The sequence below is a fragment of the Streptomyces sp. NPDC101165 genome, from assembly GCF_044768135.1.
Taxonomy (GTDB): Bacteria; Actinomycetota; Actinomycetes; order Streptomycetales; family Streptomycetaceae; genus Streptomyces.
Window position 1 is genome coordinate 648907 of the sequence record NZ_JBIWPG010000002.1, and the last position, 18621, is coordinate 667527.

The 18621-nt window shown below is 71.2% G+C and carries 12 protein-coding genes and 1 pseudogene; 5 read left to right on the forward strand and 8 right to left on the reverse strand.

Annotated elements, in window-relative coordinates; translation table 11 throughout:
• Positions 1 to 46: 46 nt before the first annotated feature.
• The 3 genes from ACIRVH_RS06385 to ACIRVH_RS06395 all read right to left on the reverse strand — a co-directional run bounded on the left by ACIRVH_RS06385 (position 47) and on the right by ACIRVH_RS06395 (position 4468).
• Positions 47 to 2203, reverse strand: a complete 2157-nt coding sequence (locus ACIRVH_RS06385) for a molybdopterin oxidoreductase family protein (RefSeq protein WP_403948657.1) — start codon at positions 2201 to 2203, stop codon at positions 47 to 49.
• Between the two features lie 112 nt (positions 2204 to 2315).
• Complete coding sequence (locus tag ACIRVH_RS06390) at positions 2316 to 3785, reverse strand: membrane-associated oxidoreductase (protein WP_403948659.1); 1470 nt, start codon at positions 3783 to 3785, stop codon at positions 2316 to 2318.
• A 2-nt stretch (positions 3786 to 3787) separates the two neighbouring features.
• Positions 3788 to 4468 (reverse strand): vancomycin high temperature exclusion protein, encoded by a 681-nt coding sequence (locus ACIRVH_RS06395; protein ID WP_403948661.1) that lies wholly within the window; start codon positions 4466 to 4468, stop codon positions 3788 to 3790.
• A 167-nt stretch (positions 4469 to 4635) separates the two neighbouring features.
• Between ACIRVH_RS06395 and ACIRVH_RS06400 the strand changes: the two genes are divergently transcribed.
• Positions 4636 to 5493: a sirohydrochlorin chelatase gene (locus tag ACIRVH_RS06400; RefSeq protein WP_403948663.1), complete on the forward strand. Its 858-nt coding sequence runs from the start codon at positions 4636 to 4638 to the stop codon at positions 5491 to 5493.
• 171 nt (positions 5494 to 5664) lie between these two features.
• A complete protein-coding gene (locus ACIRVH_RS06405; RefSeq protein WP_403948665.1) occupies positions 5665 to 6951 on the forward strand; it encodes a deoxyguanosinetriphosphate triphosphohydrolase in 1287 nt (428 codons plus the stop codon).
• Positions 6952 to 6972: 21 nt separating this feature from the next.
• Here ACIRVH_RS06405 and ACIRVH_RS06410 read toward each other — a convergent pair whose 3' ends face one another.
• Positions 6973 to 8175 carry an RNA-guided endonuclease InsQ/TnpB family protein gene (locus ACIRVH_RS06410; RefSeq protein WP_403948666.1) on the reverse strand — a complete coding sequence of 401 codons (1203 nt, stop codon included), beginning with the start codon at positions 8173 to 8175 and terminating at the stop codon, positions 6973 to 6975.
• Positions 8176 to 8571: 396 nt separating this feature from the next.
• On the opposite strand from ACIRVH_RS06410, the gene ACIRVH_RS06415 reads away from it, so the two are divergent.
• Positions 8572 to 9837 (forward strand): NAD(P)/FAD-dependent oxidoreductase, encoded by a 1266-nt coding sequence (locus ACIRVH_RS06415; protein WP_403948668.1) that lies wholly within the window; start codon positions 8572 to 8574, stop codon positions 9835 to 9837.
• Between the two features lie 29 nt (positions 9838 to 9866).
• Entirely contained in the window at positions 9867 to 11762 is a 1896-nt protein-coding gene (gene dnaG, locus ACIRVH_RS06420) for a DNA primase (RefSeq protein ID WP_403948669.1), read from the forward strand.
• Here dnaG and ACIRVH_RS06425 read toward each other — a convergent pair.
• Positions 11733 to 12755, reverse strand: coding sequence for a nucleotidyl transferase AbiEii/AbiGii toxin family protein (locus tag ACIRVH_RS06425; protein ID WP_403948670.1), 1023 nt, complete (start codon positions 12753 to 12755; stop codon positions 11733 to 11735). The two genes, dnaG and ACIRVH_RS06425, sit on opposite strands and share 30 nt — an antisense overlap.
• Entirely contained in the window at positions 12752 to 13390 is a 639-nt protein-coding gene (locus ACIRVH_RS06430) for a hypothetical protein (RefSeq protein ID WP_403948672.1), read from the reverse strand. The genes ACIRVH_RS06425 and ACIRVH_RS06430 overlap by 4 nt, the downstream gene beginning before the upstream one ends.
• 201 nt (positions 13391 to 13591) lie before the next feature.
• Here ACIRVH_RS06430 and ACIRVH_RS06435 point away from each other — a divergent pair.
• A pseudogene (locus ACIRVH_RS06435) lies at positions 13592 to 14792 on the forward strand (RNA polymerase sigma factor).
• Positions 14793 to 14829: 37 nt separating this feature from the next.
• Here ACIRVH_RS06435 and ACIRVH_RS06440 read toward each other — a convergent pair.
• The gene (locus ACIRVH_RS06440; protein ID WP_403948673.1) at positions 14830 to 16758 is read right to left on the reverse strand and encodes an ABC transporter ATP-binding protein; all 1929 of its coding nucleotides are present in this window, start codon (positions 16756 to 16758) and stop codon (positions 14830 to 14832) included.
• Positions 16758 to 18491, reverse strand: a complete 1734-nt coding sequence (locus ACIRVH_RS06445; RefSeq protein ID WP_403948675.1) for an ABC transporter ATP-binding protein — start codon at positions 18489 to 18491, stop codon at positions 16758 to 16760. The genes ACIRVH_RS06440 and ACIRVH_RS06445 overlap by 1 nt, the downstream gene beginning before the upstream one ends.
• Between the last annotated feature and the right edge of the window lie 130 nt (positions 18492 to 18621).

Below are 18621 nucleotides of genomic sequence, written 5' to 3' on the forward strand. Positions count from 1 at the left end.
GTCCCGCGGACGGAACCGCACTACTCCGGTGGACCTGGGGCCCCGGTCACACGGGCCCGACGGCCTCCACCCGCACCGCACACGTCTTGAACTCCGGCATCCGCGAAGTCGGGTCCAGGGCCGGGTTGGTGAGGGTGTTGGCGCGGCCCTCGCCCGGCCAGTGGAAGGGCATGAAGACGGTGTCCGGGCGGATGGCGGTGGTGATGCGGGCGGGAGCCACGGCCCGGCCGCGCCGGGAGACCACCGCCAGCGGATCGCCCTCGGCCGCCCCGAGCCGGGCCGCCAGACGCGGGTGCAGCTCCACGAACGGGCCCGGCGCGGCCGCGTTCAGCTCCGCGACCCGCCGCGTCTGCGCGCCCGACTGGTACTGCGACACCACCCGGCCGGTCGTCAGCAGCAGCGGATACTCCGCGTCCGGCTCCTCCGCACTCGCCCGGTGCGTCACGGGCACGAACCGCGCCCGCCCGTCAGCGGTCGCGAACCGGTCCAGGAACAGACGCGGGGTGCCGGGATGTACGAAGGTCTCGGCGTCCTGGGCCGGATCGTCGGGGAGCGCGTCGAGCACCGCGTCCTCGCCGTCCTCGGCAGCCGTGTCCGTGACCGACGGACACGGCCAGAACACCCCGTTCTCCTCCGCCAGCCGCCGGTAGGTGATCCCCGAATAGTCCGCCGGGCCGCCCGCGCTGGCCCTGCGCAGCTCCTCGAAGACCTCCTCGGCGTCGGTCGGGAAGCCCTTCTCCACGCCCAGCCGGGCGGCCAGCCCGTGCAGGACGTACAGGTCGCTGCGGACCTCCGGCGGCGGGGCGACCGCCTGCCGGCGCAGCAGCACCCTGCCCTCCAGGCTGGTCGTCGTACCCGTCTCCTCGGCCCACTGGGTGACCGGCAGAACGACGTCCGCCAGCTCCGCCGTCTCCGACAGCACGACGTCCGCCACGGCGAGGAAGTCCAGCGAACGAAGCCGCTCCTCGACATGGGCCGCGCGCGGCGCCGACACCACCGGGTTGGACCCCATCAGCAGCAGCGTCCGGATGTCCGTGCCGAGCGCGTCCAGCAGCTCGTACGCACTGCGCCCCGGCCCGGGCAGCGCATCGGGGTCCACGCCCCACACCCCGGCCACGTGCCGCCGCGCCGCCGGGTCGTCCAGCTTGCGGTAGCCGGGCAACTGGTCGGCCTTCTGGCCGTGTTCCCGCCCGCCCTGCCCGTTGCCCTGCCCGGTCAGACAGCCGTACCCGGACAGCGGACGCCCCGCGCGGCCGGTCGCCAGGCACAGGTTGATCCACGCGCCCACCGTGTCCGTCCCCTTGGACTGCTGCTCCGGCCCGCGCGCCGTCAGCACCATCGCCGACTCCGGCTCGCAGAACAGCCGCACCGCCTCCCGCAGCTGTGGCACGGACACCCCCGTGATCCGCTCCACGTACTCCGGCCAGTGCGCCATCGCCGCCGCCCGCGCCTCCTCCCAGCCGGACGTGCGCTCCTGGATGTACGCCTCGTCCGTACGGCCCTCCGCCACCACCAGGTGCAACAGGCCGAGCGCCAGCGCCAGATCCGTCCCCGGACGGGGCGCCAGGTGCAGGTCCGCCTGCTCGGCGGTCCGCGTACGGCGCGGGTCCACGACGATCAGCGTGCCGCCGTTCTCCCGCAGCTCGCTGAAGAAGCGCAGCGACGGCGGCATGGTCTCGGCGAGATTGGAGCCGACGAGGATCACACACCCGGTCTTCGGGACGTCCTCCAGCGGGAACGGCAGCCCCCGGTCAAGACCGAACGCCTTCGTGCCGGCGGCCGCCGCCGACGACATGCAGAAGCGGCCGTTGTAGTCGATCTGCGAGGTGCCCAGCACCACCCGCGCGAACTTGCCGAGCGCGTACGCCTTCTCGTTCGTCAGCCCGCCCCCGCCGAACACCCCCAGCGCGTCGGGGCCGTACCGCTCCCGCGCCGTCCCGAGCCGCTCGGCGATCAGGTCCAGCGCCTCCTCCCAGGAGGCGGGCACCAGCCGGCCGCCGGACCGCACCAGCGGCGAGGTCAGCCGCACCGCCGACGACAGCACCGCCGGGGCCGTACGGCCCTTGCCGCACAGCGCACCCCGGTTCACCGGGAAGTCCGCGCGCTCGGACACCTCGACGCCCCCCTGCGGCAGGGGCGTGATGTTCATCCCGCACTGCAGGGCGCAGTACGGGCAGTGGGTGGGCGTCGAGGTGGTCTCCATGCCGACCAGCGTGCTTCGGGCGTGTTACGTCCCGTGACGGCTCCCTGTTACGCGGCCGGGAAGCCGACCTCCCCGCCGGGCCGGGGGCGGCGTGAGGTACAGGTTTCCGTTCCTATTGCCGGTTCAGGGAGCGGGTGACGCCCGCCGCGATCGTCGTCGCCAGCACCCAGCCGGTGGCGATCAGCAGATACGACAGCCACTGGTACCCGCCGCGCGGCGCGAACGCCGCTTCCTGGCCGAAGTCGATGATCGGCAGCAGCAGGTCGAGGGTGTAGAAGAGCGGGTTGAACGCGGGCGCCTCGGAGGGCTTGAGCGCGTGCGGATGGTGCAGGGCGAAGGCGAGCGTCCCGGTGCACAGCAGCAACAGCAGCCAGCCCGCGGCCCGCATCGGGCGGAAACCGTAGCCGACGGCCGCGTCCTGGAGACAGCCCCACAGCCGGGCGTACGGCGGCAGGGTGCGGCGGTGGCGACGGAGCTTGGCCAGCTGGACGGTGCGCGCGGCGTCGTCGTCGCCCACCGTGCGGTACGCCGTGGTCAGCTGCTCGTAGGGATGGGGAAGATAACCGTCCAGCTCGCGTTCCAGCAGCGGAAGACGCTGCTCGGCCGGGAGGTGCGGGGTCAGGACGCGGTAGCTGAGCCCGTCGGTCTGGACCTGCCGGGGCCACACCTCGGGCGGCACGTGCAAGAGGTCGAGCTGGGCACGGCGCAGATTGACGGATCCTTCGATCGGGGCGGCCTCCCGCAGCCACAGCTCGCCGACGACACTGCTGCTGGCGCGCAGGGCCTGGCCGCCCGGGTTGGACAGACGGGCGTGGGCCAGGTTGAGCTGGCGAGGAATCCGGGCACCGCCCAGATTGACCCGGCCACGGGTCCGCAGCCGCATGGCATGCAGGTCGGTGCCGACCGTCAGCACCTCGGCGTGCAACGCGGTTCCCCCGGGGGCGTTCAGCTCCGCGTCGTTGAGGTTCACCTGACCACGGACGACCGCCCCGTTCACGTGGACCGCGCCGTGCGCGACCAGTCCCGGGGCCCACACGTCCGTGCCCACCTCGGCGTGGTTGAGCTGGAGCACGGGCTCCTCGGGGACCTCGTCGGGCCTGCCGAGCCGCGCACCGTTGGCGAAGAACGCTCCGGACAGCTTCGCCCCCTGGAGCCGTACCGGCCCCGTGACACGGCAGCAGGTCATCCGCACGACCCCTTCGGCGCGCAGATTCCCGGCCGTCAGCCCCGGCAGCACCGAGTCGCTCAGGACCAGAGCGACGACCTGCGCCCCGTACAGATCGGGCGGCTCCTCGAAGTGGCAGAACCGCAGCCGGACGGGATGGCCGACGGTTCCGTACTTGAGGTCCAGCCGCCCCGTGATGCGCGCGCCCGCCACCTTCAGACCGGCTATCCGCCCCTCCCGCACCGGCCCGTCCAGCAGGAGCTCCCGCAGCACCTCCGCCCGCAGAGTGCGCTCGGGGCCCCACGAGGCGCCCTGCGCGGGGTCCTCGTCGTCGCCCTCCCGGAAGTCGACCCCCTCGCCGAGCGGGAAGGCGTCCCGAACACGCCGCTCGGCCGGCGTCAGGTCCGTGATCTCCATGCTCAGTCCCGTGCCCCCGCCAGCGCCCGCGTGACCCCGTGCTCCTGCGGTCCCAGGAACGTCGGATCCGGATGGAACACCGCGTCCAGCGCCGCCTTGCCGGCCGCGAACACCTCGCGCGTCCCGCCGTAGTACCAGGTCGCATCGTGTTTGGCGTCGACCCCGATCCCGTACGAGTCCACCCCCGCGGCCTCGCACAGCGCCACCGCGCGCCGGATGTGGAACCCCTGGCTGATCAGCACCGCCCGGTCCACCCCGAAGATCTTCTTGGCCCGCACACAGGAGTCCCAGGTGTCGAACCCCGCGTAGTCACTGACGATCCGGGCGTCCGGCACCCCGTGCTTCCTGAGGTACGTCCGCATGGCGTCCGGCTCGTCGTAGTCCTTGCGGCTGTTGTCCCCGGTCACCAGCACGACCTTGATCCGGCCCGCCCGGTACAGCTTCGCCGCCGCGTCCAGCCGGTGCGCGAGATACGGCGACGGCTCCCCGTCCCACAGCCCGGCCCCGAACACCACGGCGACGTCCGCGCGCGGCGCGTCCGCCGTCGTCCGCAGCCGGTCCGCCGTCGACACGTACAGCCAGGCGGCCGGCAGCAGTGCCAGCACACACACGGCCATCACGGCCTGCACCAGCCGCCGCTGCCCCCGGCGCGTGCGCGGCAGCCGCGGTCGACGGATCTTCATACGGTCCCCCAGTGATCGGTCCCCCGAGATCGGTTCCGACCTTGGAGGACGCGCGGGACACCGATCCGGTTCGCCTCACATTGTGCATTCGTACGAAGTGAACGCACGGAAAATACCCGTGACGGCCCGGCAACGGCGGCGCAACCTCCCGGGGCCAGGATCCTTCCATGACGGCGTCGAACCCTCTGCACGACGAGTCCCGCATCCACCTCGACAGCACCGCGCACCTCATGAACAGCATCAGCAGCCAGCTCGCCGGCCGGCTCCGGCTCGTCCCGCCGATCGGCCGCCGCCCGGCCCCGCCCGCCCTGGTCCTGGTCGCCCACGGCAGCCGCGACCCGCGCGCGCTCGACACCGTACGGGCCCTGATGGACCGGGTACGCGAAGCGCGCCCCGCCCTTCCCCTCCACCTGGGCCACATCGAGCTGAACGAGCCCCTGCTCCCCGACACCCTCGCTGCCCTCGGCGACAGCCCCGCCGTCCTCGTCCCGCTGCTCCTCGGCCGCGGCTACCACGTCAAGCAGGACATCCCCGAGATGGCCGCCGCCGCACCCGCCCGCACCCGCGTGGCCGCCCCCCTCGGACCCCACCCGCTCCTGGCCGACGCCCTCCACACCCGCCTGACCGAGGTCGGCTGGCCCACCACCATGGACGCCGCCACCCGCCGCTCGACCGCGGTCGTCCTCGCGGCAGCGGGCTCCCGCGACCCCGACTCGGCCACCGACACCCGCCGCACGGCCCGCCTCCTCGCCGACCGCCTCGGCGTCCCGGTGGTCCCCGCGTACGCCTCGGCGGCGACCCCCACGGTCGAGACGGCCCTGCACGCCCTGGCGGCGAGGGGCCGCCCCAGAGTGGCGATCGCGTCGTACTTCACGGCGCCGGGCCGCTTCGCGACCCAGTGCGCGACCCAGGCCCCCTGGCTGGCCTCCGCCCCACTCGGAGCCCAGGAGTCGATGGCCCAGCTGATCCTGCACCGCTACGACCAGACGCGGGCGAGCACGGAGACGGAACTGGCCTCAGCCTGAAACAAGGGCCGACGGCAACTCCCTAGGGGCGTGGGGCTGTACCGATATGCGGCTGCGCCGCGTGGGCGCGACCAGCCACAACAGACCCGCACCCGCCGAACAACCGAACTCGGCAGCCGAGTAGGCACCCGCCACCCCCCATTTGTCACTGCCGACCTTTACTGTCGAATCATGGAAGGCACCGCACCCCTCGACGGCTACGACCCGACGTCAGTCGAACGTTGGGCCCCCGAACCCGACAAACGCCCAGGCCGCACCGCCTTCCAACGCGACCGCGCCCGCATCCTCCACTCCGCGGCCCTGCGCCGCCTCGCGGGCAAGACCCAGGTGGTCACCCCGGGAACCCGCACCCAGGCATGGGACGCCAGCCCCCGCACCCGCCTCACCCACTCCCTGGAGTGCGCCCAGGTGGGCCGAGAGCTGGGCGCAGCCCTCGGCTGCGACCCCGACCTGGTGGAGGCGGCCTGCCTCTCGCACGACCTGGGCCACCCGCCCTTCGGCCACAACGGCGAGGTCGCGCTGAACGAATTCGCCGACGACTGCGGCGGTTTCGAGGGCAACGCTCAGTCCCTGAGGCTCCTCACCCGCATCGAGCCCAAGCGCTTCACCCCCGAAGGCTCCGTCGGCCTCAATCTCACCCGCGCCGCCCTGGACGCCGCCACCAAGTACCCCTGGCAGCGCGGCGACCACCCCACCGACCCGGCGTCCCCGAAGTTCGGTGTGTACGAGGACGACCGCCCGGTGTTCGACTGGGTCCGCAAGACCGCCCCCGGCACCCGCACCTGCTTCGAGGCCCAGGTCATGGACTGGTCGGACGACGTGGCCTACTCGGTGCACGATGTCGAGGACGGCCTGCACGCGGGCCACATCGACCCCAACTGCCTGCACGCGGAGCCCGAGCGGCAGTCGGTGTTCGAGGTGGCCGTCGGCCGCTACGTCCCCGCGGACACCGACCCGGCGGAGCTGGCCGCCGCCCTCGACCGCCTCCAGGACGAGGAGTGGTGGCCGCACGGCTACGACGGCACGGCGGTCGCCCAAGCCCGCCTCAAGGACGCCACCAGCCAGCTCATCGGCCGGTTCTGCCTGGCCGCCGAGACCGCCACCCGCGCCGCGTACGGCACCGGCCGGCTCACCCGCTACGGCGCCGAACTCGTCGTACCCCGCGAGACCCGCATGGAGTGCGCGGTGCTGAAGGCGGTCGCCGACCGGTACGTCATGCAGCGCGCCGAGCAGGAGCGGCTCCGTGCCGACCAGCGGGTGGTCGTCGCCGAGCTGGCCGAGGCGCTCACCGCCCGCGCGCCGGACGGTCTGGAGCCCCAGTTCCGGGCGCTGTTCGAGGAGGCACCCGACGACCACGCGCGCAAGCGGGTGATCGTCGACCAGATCGCCTCCCTCACCGACGCCTCCGCACGCTCGCTGCACGCGAGACTGACGGGGCTTGACTGCTCTCCTCCCTGAGGAAGGGAGGAGATTCCTGGCTCAGGCCGCCTCCTGGAGCAGCGCTCCAGGAGGTCTTACGCCCTCGACACCAGCCGGGTTCAGACCAGCCCGGAGGAGCATCACACGTGCGGAGTTCTTGTCCCTGGGGGACACGGCCCCGCACGCTGTGCAGGTGTAGGTGCGTTCCGACAACGGGAGTGCGTGCTTGGTTCTCGCTCCGCAGCGTCCGCAGTCCATGGTGGTGTGCGCGGGATGGACCAGACGCACGTCCCGTCCGTGCTTGCGGCCCATCTCGATCAGGGCCTGCTTGGTGGCGCCGATCGCGGCGTCGGCTGCCTTGCGTGCCATCGACGTCTTGGCGAGGAACTTCGGCTTGAAGTCCTCCACCGCGATCGCATCATGGTCGCGCACTACCTTCTTAGCCCACTTGCGGCCCGTGTCCTGCCGCTGCCGGGCGATCTTCTGGTAGGTCTTCGCCCGCCACTTCTTCGCCTCCCGGTAGCCCTTCGAAGCGGCCTGGCCCTTCTTCGGCTTGCGGCGGGCCATCATCCGGTCATATCGGCACAGCTTGCCCTTGGCTCTTTTGCCGTGCTCGGGATGCGGGAGGTCATGGGTGTCAGAGGTGGTGGTCGCGATCTCCTTCACGCCCCAGTCCACACCGAGCGCCGCTCCGGTCTCAGGCAACGGCTCGACGCGGGCGGGGACGACGAACGAGGCGTACCAGTGACCGAGGCTGTCCCTGAACACCCGAACCGACGAGGGCTCGGCGGCTGACTCTCGGGACCGCACCACGCTCAGCACGATGCCACCTGCCAGATGCAGGCGCCCGTCCTTGAGTCGGAATGCTTGCCGGGTGTAGTTCAGGCTCGGATCGGCCTCGTGCTTCCTCTTGTAGCCCGGCATCCCCGCCCGCTGCTGTGCAGGCAGCCGGTCCCTGATGTCCTTGAGCGCCTTCGCACGGGACCTGCCGAAGTCGCGGATGAGCTGCTGCTGCGGTACGCAGGCACCCTCGGCCAGCCACGGCGTCATGGCGCGGGCTTCGGTCAGCATCCGGGCCAACCGGACCGGACCGCACTCCTCCCCGTCCGCATGGGCCTTCTTGGAGCGGGCCACGCACTCGTTCCACACCCACCGGCACCGGTCCCACTCCGCCAGTAGCCCTGCACGGGCAGTTGACGACACACGGAGCCGGTAGGTGTACCGGGCATGCCGAGCCGCATCGGACCCCTTGCCAGCCGCCACATCGCCCCCCCCGCGCCCTCACACCTGGCCTCCACCACTGGACCGTACGTACGACACGCGAACACCCGCAGTCACATCCTGCTGGCGCCACCCCAATCAGCGAAGCATGGCGCGCGTGTTCGACCTTTTCGGCTCCGCCGTGCAGGATGTGGGGCCCTTGGGCCCTCGAAGGAGTCGGACACGACGAAGCCGCACCGACGCGCTGGTCCACCCCGGCCCGGCCGGGCCATCCTGACGAGACCCGCGCTTCTCCCGGCCTGATAGCCGGAGCACCCTCCGGGAGGCCTGAGGGAAGGAATGAGCCTCTGAGTGGCCTGATCGGGTCAATCCCTCTTCCCGCATCACGCTGCGTGCGGGACGCTCGCATGTGGCGGCACCCTTACGAGGAGGCATCAAGTGGTCGACGCGGATCAGACATTCGTCATCGTCGGAGGCGGTCTCGCCGGTGCGAAGGCGGCCGAGACGCTCCGGGCGGAGGGCTTCAGCGGCCGGGTGATACTGATCTGCGACGAGCGTGACCACCCGTACGAGCGCCCGCCCCTGTCCAAGGGCTTTCTGCTCGGCAAGGAGGAGCGGGACAGCGTCTTCGTGCACGAGCCGGCCTGGTACGCGCAGAACGACGTCGAGCTGCATCTCGGCCAGACCGTCGACCGGATCGACCGCGTCGCGAAGACCGTCCGCTTCGGCGACGACGGCACCCTCGTCCACTACGACAAACTCCTGCTCGCCACCGGCGCGGAGCCCCGCCGCCTCGACATCCCCGGCACCGGCCTCGTGGGCGTCCACCATCTGCGCCGCCTCGCCCACGCCGAGCGGCTCAAGGGCGTCCTCCAGCACCTCGGCCGGGACAACGGGCACCTGGTGATCGCGGGGGCCGGCTGGATCGGCCTGGAGGTCGCGGCGGCGGCCCGCGAGTACGGCGCCGAGGTGACCGTCATCGAACCGCATGTGACCCCGCTGCACAGTGTGCTCGGCCCGGAGCTGGGCAACGTCTTCGCCGAGCTGCACCGCGAGCACGGCGTCCGCTTCCGCTTCGGCGTCCGGCTCACCGAGATCGTCGGCCAGGACGGCATGGTCCTCGCCGTGCGCACCGACGACGGCGAGGAGCACCCGGCGCACGCCGTCCTCGCGGCGATCGGCGCGGCGCCGCGGACCGCGCTCGCGGAGTCGGCGGGGCTGGAGATCGCCGACCGGGCGCACGGGGGCGGTGTCGTCGTGGACGAGCGGCTGTGCACCTCCGACCCGGACATCCACGCGGCCGGCGACGTGGCCGCGTTCCCGCTGGCGCTCTTCGGCACCCGGATCCGGGTCGAGCACTGGGCCAACGCCCTCAACGGCGGCCCGGCCGCCGCCCGCGCCATGCTCGGCAGCGACGTCGTCTACGACCGGATGCCCTACTTCTTCACCGACCAGTACGACCTCGGGATGGAGTACAGCGGCTGGGCGCCGCCGGGCTCCTACGACGAGGTCGTCATCCGGGGCGACGCGGGCAAGCGGGAGTTCATCGCGTTCTGGATCAAGGAGGGGCGCGTCCTGGCCGGGATGAACGTGAACGTGTGGGATGTCACAGAGCAGATCCAGAAGCTGATCCGCTCCCAGGCCCAGGTGAACACGGAGGCGCTGGCGGACCCGCACATTCCGCTCGAAAGCCTCGTCCCTTGAGTGTCGGTCCGCCCCCGTAGAATCACCTCGTGGCAGGACGGATCAACGACGAGGACGTGAAGGCGGTACGGGACGCGGTCCCGATCGACGCCGTGGTCTCCGAGTACCTCCAGCTGCGCAACGCCGGTGGCGGCAACCTCAAGGGGCTGTGCCCCTTCCACGACGAGAAGTCGCCGTCCTTCCAGGTCAGCCCGAGCAAGGGACTCTTCCACTGCTTCGGCTGCCAGGAGGGCGGCGACACCCTCACCTTCGTCATGAAGGTGGACCACCTCTCCTTCTCGGAGGCGGTCGAGCGCCTGGCCGCCCAGGCCGGCATCACGCTGCGCTACGAGGAGGGCGGGTACAACCCCGCCCACCAGCGCGGTGAGCGCATCCGTCTGGTCGAGGCGCACAAGATCGCCGCCCAGTGGTACGCCGAGCAGCTCGCCACCAGCCCCGAGGCCGAGACCGGCCGGATCTTCCTCGCCGATCGCGGCTTCGACCAGGCCGCCGCCGTCCACTTCGGTGTCGGCTACAGCCCCCAGGGCTGGGACCACCTCACCCGCTACCTGCGCGGCAAGGGCTTCACGGATAAGGAGCTGGTCCTCTCCGGACTGTCGCAGGAGGGCCGCCGCGGTCCGATCGACCGGTTCCGGGGCCGGCTGATGTGGCCCATCCGGGACATCGGCGGCGAGGTCGTCGGCTTCGGCGCCCGCAAGCTGTACGAGGCGGACAACGGCCCGAAGTACCTGAACACGCCCGATACGGCGATCTACAAGAAGTCCCAGGTCCTGTACGGCATCGACCTCGCCAAGCAGAACATCGCCAAGTCCAGCCGGGCCGTCGTCGTCGAGGGCTACACGGACGTCATGGCCTGTCATCTGGCCGGTGTGACGACGGCCATCGCCACCTGCGGCACGGCCTTCGGCGGCGACCACATCAAGATCCTCCGCCGGCTCCTCATGGACAACGGCTCGGCCCGGGTGATCTTCACCTTCGACGGCGACGCGGCCGGCCAGAAGGCGGCCCTGCGCGCTTTCGAGGACGACCAGAAGTTCGCCGCCGAGACCTACATCGCGATCGCGCCCGACGGCATGGACCCTTGCGAGCTGCGCCTGGCCAAGGGCGACGAGGCGGTCGCCGACCTGGCCGAACCCCGCACCCCGCTCTTCGAGTTCGCGCTGCGGCAGATCGTGAGCCGCTACGACCTCGACACCCCGGCCGGCCGCGCGGCCGCCCTGGACGAGGCCGCGCCGATCGTCGCCCGCATCAAGAACAGCGGCGCCCAGCACGAGGTGGCCGTCGAACTCGCCGGTATGCTCGGCATCCTCGACACCCAGTTCGTGGTCAAGCGCGTGGCCCAACTGGCCCGCTGGGCCCGTGAGCGCGGTGGCAAGGGGCCGGTACCCTCGTCTCCGCAGCCGTACGAGGCCGCTCCCCGGTCGGCCTCCGGGGGCCCCGCGCTCCAGCTCCGCAACCCCGTCTTCGCCACCGAGCGCGAACTTCTCAAGCTCGCCCTGCAGCGCCCGGAACTGGTCTCACCGGCGTTCGACGCGTATGGCGTCGACGAGTTCACCGCCGCCCCGTACGCTGCCGTGCGCCAGGCCATCCTGGACGCGGGCGGCGCCGAGTACGGCATGCAGGACGCGCAGGAGTACCTGATGCGGGTCCGCGAGGCGGCCCCTGAGGACACGGTCCGCGCGATGGTCACCGAACTGGCCGTGGAAGCGATCATGCGCAGGGCCGTCGACGAGAACTACGCCGGTGAGCAGCTCGTGACCGTGCGCCGCCGTGCCGTGGAGCGCCGTGTCCAGGAGATCCAGATCACCGTCAGGCGGCTGGAGGCGGGGGGCGACCCGGCCCAGCTGGCCGCGGCGCGGAACGAACTGTGGGTCCTGCAGCAGTACGACCAATCCCTAAAGACGCGGGGTGCCACCGCCCTCTGAGGTGTCCTCGAACGCCGGTGCCACCGCCCGCACCAGGCGTTCCGCGAACTCCCGCTCCCTTTCGGCGAACTGGGGGTACTCGGTGGCGAAGTGGTTCCACTCGACGTACCCCGCGGCCTGCGCCACGTCCGCCAGGGTGACCTCCTTGCGGTGCCGGCCGGCCAGGGTCTCGCTGCCCGAGAGGTGGAAGACGCGCAGCAGCAGGTCGTAGGGGAGCGGGTGGCATTCGGCCAGGAGCACGGCGTCGTAGAGGTCCTTGCCCTGCGGGTACGCGTCGTCGATCAGCCACATGAGCTTCCAGGCGAGCGACAGCGCGGGTGTGGCCGCGAGCAGGACCGGGCCGCCGGGCAACTGCGCCGGCTCGGGCGGTTCGGGCAGCTCCTCGCCGAAGACGAAGTCGAGCTGGACGTGCCCGCCGGGCAGGCCGGGCGCCGACCAGGGCAGCATCAGCCGTCGGCCGGGCACGCGGTCGTAGGTCCAGATGTCCTCGACCACCGCGCCCCGCGCGCAGAGGGACACCCCTTCCCCGTGCGCCACGGCGAACGCCTCCGCCGCGGCCGCGACGCCGTCGAACATCCGCGGCGTCGCCGCGTCATGGATGTGCCACGAGCGCGGTACGACGACGAAGTCCAGGTCACCGGGCTCCCGGGCGGCCTCGCCGAACCAGGCCTCCATCAGTACGCTGCCGCGCAGCACCAGCGACTCGACCCACTCCGAGTCCGCGACCGCGGCCAGCACGAGGTGCAGCGCCCGCCGCCGGGCCGTATGCCAGGCCTCGCCCCGGGCCGGGTCGGCGAAGACGGGGTCGGTGGCCCGGTAGGCGTTCTGGTACTGCTTCAGGGCCGGCTCGAAGACGGACCGCTGCACGACGTCGTCACCGGGCACCCTGACCAGCGTCCTCGGCAGGTCCTGCGCCCGCCGGGTCACGTCGTCCAGGGGCTCCCGGGGGATCTCCGTGCTCCGCCATCCGAAGTCCTGCCAGGTCCCGCTCATGCCCGTACCTCCCGCGTCGGCCCGTCCTCGAGCCACCCCTCGTCCACCGACTCGTCGCTGTCGTGGAGCACGAACTCCCGCTCCACGGACAGCACGTCGAACCCGTCCAGCTCCGCCAGCAGCCGCTCCAGCGCCCGCCCCGCGTCCTCGTCCGCCACGCCCCGGCAGCGCTGCGTCACGAACCGTTCGTGCCGTCCGCCCTGCTGCACCCGCCGGGCGTTCCACGACAGGTGAGCGCCGTGCGGGACGACCCGTGCGGTCAGTGCGCCGAGGTCGGTGTCGGCGTCCAGCAGCAGCTTCACGTGGTGCTCGAAATACTGTCCGAGGGACCGCCCGACCCCACACGGCCCGGCCGGCACCTCCGGCGCCCACGGCGCCGACTCGATCTTCACCCGGACCGGCGCGAAGCCGTCCGCCCGCAGCGCCGCCACGGTCCGGTCCGCCCGCTCCGACTCCTCGGCGTACGACGTCGATCCGGCGAGGGTGAGCATCGGCTGCTGCCGCATCCGGCCGCGGGCCAGCACGATGTGCGTCAGCTTCAGCCCCGCGGCACCGGCCCAGACACGCAGCCGCTCCGCCTCGGCGGGGGCCGCGCAGTCGACGGTCACATGGGTTTCGTACAGGAGTCCGGACACCGGGAGATCGTCGCAGACCGGCCGGGGTGCGGCACCCGGGTTTTCCGGCCCTGGTCACCAACCGGTCACGAGCCGGATGCAAAAAGTCACCGCAAGCCCCTCGTGGCGGAGATGTGTCTTCCCCCACACTGGGGGCGGTGCCCGAGTCCCCAGGGCCTGTCCAGGAGCGCAGGCCGTCGACTCTTCGCTCCCGAAGTACCGCTGCCGCACACCTTGAGCAGCGATCATCCTGGAGGTCGCCCCCGTGCAGACCCAGACCCTCAGCCAGACCGACAGCAGCACCAGCGCCACCGCCGACGAGTCGGACGCCGAGTCCGACGTCCTCGTGGCCGTGCCCCCGCAGGGCCGCGCCCTCGGACACCCGGAAGGCGCCCCCGAGCCGGCGGAGCCGCCCGCCGAGGCACTGCGGGAGGAACCGGACGAGCCCGAGGCGCCGGAGGAGGCCCCCGAACCCGTCGAGGCCCCGCGCGCCGCCCGTGCCGACACCGGCGGGCCCTCCTCGGACCTGTTCCGGCAGTACCTGCGCGAGATCGGCCGCATCCCGCTGCTCACCGCGGCGGAGGAGGTCGAACTCGCCCGCCGGGTCGAGGCGGGGCTGTTCGCCGAGGAGAAGCTGGTCAGCACCCCCGACCTGGACAGCCAGCTCGCGCTCGACCTGGACCGGCTCGTCGTCATGGGCCGGATGGCCAAGCGCCGCCTCATCGAGGCCAACCTGCGGCTCGTGGTCTCCGTCGCCAAGCGGTACGTCGGCCGCGGCCTGACCATGCTCGACCTGGTGCAGGAGGGCAACCTCGGGCTCATCCGGGCCGTGGAGAAGTTCGACTACGCCCGCGGCTACAAGTTCTCCACCTACGCCACCTGGTGGATCCGGCAGGCCATGTCCCGCGCCCTGGCCGACCAGGCCCGCACCATCCGTGTCCCCGTGCACGTGGTGGAGCTGATCAACCGGGTCGTCCGGGTGCAGCGCCGCATGCTCCAGGAACGCGGCTACGAGCCGACGCCGGAAGAGGTCGCCGCGCATCTGGACCTGGCCCCCGAGCGGGTCGGCGAGGTGCTGCGCCTGGCCCAGGAGCCGGTGTCCCTGCACGCCCCGGTCGGCGAGGAGGACGACGTCGCGCTCGGCGACCTCATCGAGGACGGCGACGCCACGAGCCCTGTCGAGTCGGCCGCGTTCCTGCTGCTCCGCGAGCACCTGGAGGCCGTGCTCTCCACTCTCGGCGAGCGGGAACGCAAGGTCGTCCAGCTCCGCTACGGCCTGGCCGACGGCCGCCCGCGCACCCTGGAGGAGATAGGGCGCCTGTTCGGCGTCACCCGGGAACGGATCCGCCAGATCGAGTCGAAGACGCTGAACAAGCTCAGGGACCACGCCTTCGCGGACCAGTTGCGGGGATACCTGGACTGAGGGGGCCGCCCACCTGACGTGAGCGACCCCCCGGGAATCAGTCGACCTCGGCCACGGCCTGCGCGAACTGGGCCTTGTACAGCCGCGCGTACGCCCCGTTCAACTCCAGCAGCTCCGCGTGGGCGCCCTGTTCGACGATCGAGCCGTTCTCCATCACCAGGATCGTGTCGGCGTCCCGGATGGTGGAGAGCCGGTGCGCGATGACGAACGAGGTCCGCCCGTCGGCGAGTTTGGCCATCGCCTTCTGGATCAGCACCTCGGTGCGGGTGTCGACGGAGCTGGTCGCCTCGTCCAGCACCAGGATCGTCGGGTCGGACAGGAACGCCCGCGCGATGGTGATGAGCTGCTTCTCACCGGCGCTGACCCCCGTGCCCTCGTCGTCGATCACGGTGTCGTACCCCTCGGGCAGGGTGCGGACGAAGCGGTCCGCGTGGGCCGCCCGCGCCGCCTCCTCGATCTCACCCGGGGTGACCTCGCGCGAGGCGCCGTAGGCGATGTTGTCCGCGATGCTGCCGCCGAACAGCCAGGTGTCCTGCAGCACCATGCCGATCCCGGACCGCAGTTCGTCCCGGGACATCTTCCGGATGTCCACGCCGTCCAGGGTGATCCGCCCGCCCGAGACGTCGTAGAACCGCATCAGCAGGTTGACCAGCGTGGTCTTGCCGGCACCGGTCGGGCCGACGATCGCCACGGTCTGCCCGGGCTCCACCGTCAGCGAGAGGTCCTCGATCAGCGGCTTCTCCGGGTCGTACCGGAAGGACACGCCCTCCAGCGCCACCCGCCCGCGCAGTTCCGCCGGCCGCTCGCCCGGTACCGGATCCGCCTCCTGCTCCTCCGCGTCCAGGAGTTCGAAGACCCGCTCGGCCGAGGCGACACCCGACTGCACCAGGTTCGCCATCGACGCGACCTGCGTCAGCGGCATCGAGAACTGCCGCGAGTACTGGATGAAGGCCTGCACGTCACCGATGGACAGCGCGCCCGACGCGACCCTGAGGCCACCGACGACCGCCACCAGCACATAGTTCAGGTTCGACACGAACATCATCAGCGGCTGCATCACACCGCTGTTGAACTGCGCCCTGAACCCGGCCTCGTACAGCGCCTCGTTCTGCTCGGCGAACTGCTTCGCCGACTCCTGCTGCCGCCCGAACACCTTCACCAGGGTGTGCCCGGTGTACATCTCCTCGACGTGCGCGTTCAGCTTGCCGGTGGAGCGCCACTGCTGCACGAAGTGCGGCTGCGACCGCTTGCCGATCCGGGTGGCGACCACGAACGACAGCGGCACCGTCACCAGCGCGACCAGCGCGAGGATCCAGGAGACCCAGAACATCATCGCGAGCACGCCGATGATGGTCAGCACCGAGTTGATCAGCTGGCCCATCGACTGCTGCAGCGTCTGCCCGATGTTGTCGATGTCGTTGGTGGCCCGCGAGAGCACCTCGCCGCGCTGGCGCTTGTCGAAGTACGACAGCGGCAGCCGGGACAGCTTCGTCTGCACGTCCTCGCGCATCCGGTACATCGTGCGGTTCACGGCCCGGTTGACCAGCCGGGTGGCGATCGCCATCAGCAGACCGGCGACCAGGAAGGTGCACAGCGCGAGCAGCAGGACGTTCCCGACGGCATCGAAGTCGATGCCCTTGCCGGGGGTGAAGTCGGTGCTCTTCAGCATGTCCGCGATGGAGCCCTGGCCCCGCTCGCGCATCGACTGGAGCACCTGCTCCTTGGTGGCCCCGGCCGGCATCTTCCGGCCGATGATGCCGGCGAACACCAGGTCGGTGGCCCTGCCGAGGATCTTCGGGCCGATCACGTTCAGGGCGACGCTGACGACCACGCACAGCAGCAGGGCGTAGATGGTGACCCGTTCGGGCCTGAACCGGGCGACGAGCCGTTTGCCCGAGCCCTTGAAGTCCATCGAGCGCTGGTCGGGGCCGCCCCCGGCCATCATGCGTCCCATGGGCCCGGCCATCAGGCAGCCTCCGCTTCCGTGAGCTGGGAGAGCACGATCTCCCGGTACGTCTCGTTGCCCGCCATCAGCTCGTGGTGCCGGCCGGTGCCGACCACCAGGCCCTCGTCCAGCACGACGATCCGGTCCGCGTCCCGGATGGTCGCCACACGCTGGGCGACGATGACGACGGTCGCCTCGGCGGTCTCCTGGGCGAGCGCCGAGCGCAGCGCCGCGTCCGTCGCGTAGTCGAGCGCGGAGAAGGAGTCGTCGAAGAGGTAGATCTCCGGGCGCTGTACCAGCGTGCGGGCGATGGCGAGGCGCTGGCGCTGACCGCCCGACACGTTGGTGCCGCCCTGCGCGATCGGCGCGCCCAGGCCGCCCTCCAGCTTCTGCACGAAGTCCTTGGCCTGTGCCACCTCCAGCGCGTGCCACAGTTCCTCGTCGGTGGCGTCCGGGTTGCCGTAGCGCAGGTTGGTCGCGACCGTCCCCGCGAAGAGGTACGGCTTCTGCGGCACGAGCCCGACGGTCTTCGCGAGCAGCGTCGGCTCGACCTGCTGGACGTCGACACCGTCCACCAGGACCTCGCCCTCGGTGGCGTCGAACAGCCGCGGGACCAGGCCGAGCAGCGTCGACTTGCCGCTGCCGGTCGAGCCGATGACGGCGGTCGTCTCACCCGGCCTGGCCACCAGGTTGATGGACTTCAGCACCGGCTCCTCGGCACCCGGATAGCGGAAGCCGGCGCCCCGGATCTCCAGATGCCCGTGCCGGCGCAGCTCGACGACCGGGGAGAGCGGCGGCACCACGCTCGAGTCGGTCTCCAGGACCTCCTGGATGCGCTCGGCGCACACCTCCGCGCGCGGCACCATCATGAACATGAAGGTGGCCATCATCACGGACATGACGATCTGCATCAGATAGGCGAGGAACGCGGTCAGGTCGCCGATCTGCATCCCGCCGCTGTCGATGCGGTGCGCGCCGAACCACACCACTGCGATCGACGACAGGTTCACCACCGTCATGACGATCGGGAACATCAGCGCGAGCATCCGGCCGGTGGCCAGCTGCATCTCGGTCAGGTCGCCGTTCGCCTTCCCGAACCGGCCCTGCTCGTACTCGTCCCGGACGAAGGCGCGGATCACCCGGTTGCCGGTGATCTGCTCGCGCAGCACCCGGTTCACCGTGTCCAGGCGGACCTGCATGGACCGGAACAGCGGCCGCAGCCGGCGCACGATCAGCGTCACGGAGATGCCGAGCACGGGCACGACGGCGATGAGCACCGCGGACAGCGGCACGTCCAGGCCGAGCGCCAGCACGATCCCGCCGACACACATGATGGGCGCCGACACCATCAGCGTGAACGTCATCAGGGCCAGCATCTGGACCTGCTGCACGTCGTTGGTCGTACGGGTGATGAGTGAGGGCGCCCCGAAGTGACCCACCTCACGGGAGGAGAAGGACTGCACCCGGTCGAACACGGCGCCGCGCACGTCCCGGCCGAGCGCGGAGGCGGTGCGGGCGCCGTAGTACACGGCACCGATGTTGCAGACGACCTGGGCCAGCGAGATGCCGATCATCAGGGCGCCGAAGGACAGGATGTAACCCGTGTCCCCCTTCACGACGCCGTTGTCGATGATGTGCGCGTTGAGTGTGGGCAGGTAGAGGGTGGCGCAGGTCTGCAGGAACTGCAGCAGCACCAGGAGAGCTATGGGTTTTTTGTAGGGCCTGAGGTAGGTCCGCAGAAGTCGTATGAGCACGCTACGTCTCTCGGAGTCGCCGGTAGGGGCTGGTCGGTTGCCCCTGGCCCCTATCGTCGAACACCCCACCCGCGTTACCTCAACCGATTAACCCAACAGCGGTGCCTTTACGGCCTTGTGGGTTTGCAGC

Coding starts and splice junctions, on each gene's coding strand:
- ACIRVH_RS06400 (WP_403948663.1), top strand. CDS start 4,636: ATGACGGCGTCGAACCCTCTGCACGACGAGTCCCGCATCCACCTCGAC.
- ACIRVH_RS06425 (WP_403948670.1), bottom strand. CDS start 12,755: ATGAGCGGGACCTGGCAGGACTTCGGATGGCGGAGCACGGAGATCCCC.
- ACIRVH_RS06405 (WP_403948665.1), top strand. CDS start 5,665: ATGGAAGGCACCGCACCCCTCGACGGCTACGACCCGACGTCAGTCGAA.
- ACIRVH_RS06440 (WP_403948673.1), bottom strand. CDS start 16,758: ATGGCCGGGCCCATGGGACGCATGATGGCCGGGGGCGGCCCCGACCAG.
- ACIRVH_RS06385 (WP_403948657.1), bottom strand. CDS start 2,203: ATGGAGACCACCTCGACGCCCACCCACTGCCCGTACTGCGCCCTGCAG.
- ACIRVH_RS06390 (WP_403948659.1), bottom strand. CDS start 3,785: ATGGAGATCACGGACCTGACGCCGGCCGAGCGGCGTGTTCGGGACGCC.
- ACIRVH_RS06395 (WP_403948661.1), bottom strand. CDS start 4,468: ATGAAGATCCGTCGACCGCGGCTGCCGCGCACGCGCCGGGGGCAGCGG.